The following is a 1,726-nucleotide window of genomic DNA, read 5'->3' on the forward strand; positions in this document are numbered from 1 at the left end:
GTCACGGTATCGACAACTTCTTGCAGCATTGCGCCAATAATTGTTGGAATGACACCGAAGCTGGCGATTAACATCAAACCTGTACAAATCGCAATGCCGATGAGGACCGCTTGCTTGGCAATGGCCATGGTTTCCTTAGCAATTAAAGTGGCCGCAGCAACTTTCGCCAAATCGTCGCGCAGAACCACGGCATCAGCCGATTCGCTTGCCGCGGTTGCCCCATGTGCACCCATTGCAATGCCGACATCAGCAATCGCCAATGAAGGTGCATCATTGACACCATCACCAACCATCACAACTGGCCGGCCATCCTTAGGGACGTTATCCAAAACTTCAATCTTCTGTTGTGGCAATTGTTCCGCATAGACTTGGTCAATGCCGACCTGTGCCGCCACTTTATCAGCGATTGACTGCTGGTCGCCAGAAATCATAATCAGCTTAGCATCATTTAATTCGTGCAGTTTCGTCATCGTTTCTTTTGCTTCTGGACGAATCTGATCGGAAAATGTGATCGCACCTGCGTACTGGCCATCAACATTCACATACACGGCAGTCGTATCAACCGTAGCCTTCGTCCCAGCAAACTCGGCTTTACCGACCTTGACTTTGCGGCCATCCACCGTGGCATTAACGCCAAAGCTAGTGGTTTCCGACACATCTGTCGCTGGCAGCCGATCAGCTGTCGGCACAGCATCTGCCAGTGAACGCGCCAAAATATGAGTCGATTGACCTTCCGCACTTGCGGCTAGCTTCAAAAGCTGATCCTGTGAGAAACCGGCTTGTGGCAAAATCGTCGCAACTTTTAAAATACCGCGTGTCACGGTGCCGGTTTTATCAAAGGCAAAGGTTTTAGCTTCACTTAACTTTTCTAGCGTAGTCCCTGACTTGACAATGATCCCGTTGCGGCTATTACGACTCATGCCGGAGACCATCGCAATTGGCGCGGCCAGAATCAGCGGACAAGGCGAGGCCACAACCAATACCTGTGCAAAGCGAACTGGGTCGCCAGAGAAGAACCAGCCAAGACCCGCAATCACATAAGCAATCAACGTAAATGGTACCGCATAACGATCAGCCATCCGAACAAAATGTGCTGGCCGCGCTTCAGATTCCTTAACCAGTTTAATAATCCCTTGATACTGACTATCTTCAGCCCGTTGCGTGACCTTAACAGTTAGGGCAGCGTCACCATTGACGGTCCCAGACATAATGTCACTACCTGCGTTTTTGGCAACCGGTTTAGATTCACCCGTCAAACTGGCTTCATCCACCAAACTCTCACCTGCCAAAACCGTACCATCAACTGGCACGACTTCCTGCGGCTTAACCAAAATCGTTTCGCCAACTTGGACGGCCTCAACGTCAACATCTTCAACGTGTCCATCAACCATACGATGCGCGGTTGTCGGTGCATTTTCGAGTAATTGCTTTAATTCACTGCTTGCTTTTGTTGCTGCGTAGCTTTCAAGCGCATCGCCACCAGTCAGCATCAATAACACGATCATCGCAGCCCAATACTGGCCAACCGCCAAGGTGGCAACAACCGCCGTAATGGCAAGCAAGTCAACGCCGAAGTTACCAGAACGAATTTTCTTCACCATGCCCCAGAACATAATTAAAGCAATGATTGACCCCATCACCGTGATCAGCCCTTGCGCGATCAGTGGTTGCTTTAAAACGAAAGCAAAGACTAGCGCAATGGCACTTACAGCAAGCACCATCATTA

The 1,726-nt window shown here is 49.9% G+C and carries 1 protein-coding gene; it reads right to left on the minus strand.

Features of this window, described 5'->3' with window-relative positions:
* Positions 1–1,724, minus strand: a 1,724-nt coding sequence (locus tag FD47_RS14415; RefSeq protein ID WP_056980836.1) for a heavy metal translocating P-type ATPase, incomplete at its 3' end; no start/stop codon positions are given.
* Positions 1,725–1,726 lie beyond the last annotated feature (2 nt).

The organism is Lentilactobacillus parafarraginis DSM 18390 = JCM 14109 (assembly GCF_001435895.1).
Classification (GTDB): Bacteria; Bacillota; Bacilli; order Lactobacillales; family Lactobacillaceae; genus Lentilactobacillus; species Lentilactobacillus parafarraginis.